Source organism: Rhodopseudomonas sp. BR0G17, assembly GCF_010907025.1.
In the GTDB taxonomy this organism is placed as follows: Bacteria; Pseudomonadota; Alphaproteobacteria; order Rhizobiales; family Xanthobacteraceae; genus Rhodopseudomonas; species Rhodopseudomonas palustris_H.
The window spans coordinates 1-765 of record NZ_QUML01000087.1 but is presented as its reverse complement, the minus strand read 5'-3'; the positions used below and the strand labels follow the sequence as shown (position 1 = coordinate 765).

Below are 765 nucleotides of genomic sequence, written 5' to 3'. Positions count from 1 at the left end.
GCGCGGAGGCGGCGGGTTGCTCGAGGTGGCGGATCGTCCGGACCACTTGCGAGGCATCGAACGGGTGGACCTTGCAAGGCAGCACGACGAGGTCGGCCCTCAGCGCCGACTGGATAAGGACCTCGCCGTAATAGCCTGGCGTGTCGATGACGACGACGTCGTACCCAGCGAGGCGCTCGACCGCCTGGACCAACGCGGCCTCATCGGGCGCGCGGACAAGGTCGACACCCTGCGGGCTCAGTCCGCGCGCGACAGATGACGCATGCCACTGGTAGGAAGATCCCTGCGGGTCGGCGTCGATGATTGCGGCCGAGTAGCCGTGCTTGGCGAACTCGCCGGCGAGGATGATCGCGACCGTAGTCTTGCCGCTGCCACCCTTGGGGTTCGCAACGGCGAAGATGCTTGGCACACCACCCTCCTGCGTGTCGTTCGTCGAAGCGCCTAACATACAATATAATAGACGTACGGCAATGCCGCAGTTCGCTATTCCGGCAGTGTGTGATTGCGTTGTTGCGTTGCTCCCGCGTTGCGGTGGCGCGGCAATGCGCTAGTGCAGGAAAGCGTCAATACGTCAATGCGTGGTGGCGGCAATACCGGACTGCAACACCACGTTCTTATGGCAATGCGGTATTGGCGAAGCACGGCGGTGCGGTATTGCGGCGTTATCGCATTCCGTCGATGTCGAGTTGCGGTGCGCGCTCACCAATGGAATGAGTGAGGCGGCTCCTTCGTCGTGGAGGTTCTGAATAGGAAGATGTCGTATAG

2 protein-coding genes are annotated in these 765 nt (G+C 62.1%); both read right to left on the bottom strand.

Annotation, left to right across the window (positions count from 1 at the left end; translation table 11 throughout):
• A partial coding sequence (locus DY467_RS25315) for an AAA family ATPase (protein ID WP_164639797.1) occupies positions 1-409 on the bottom strand: 409 nt, incomplete at its 3' end.
• Between the two features lie 162 nt (positions 410-571).
• The coding region (locus DY467_RS26315; RefSeq protein WP_205502811.1) for a hypothetical protein at positions 572-765 on the bottom strand (194 nt) is incomplete at its 5' end.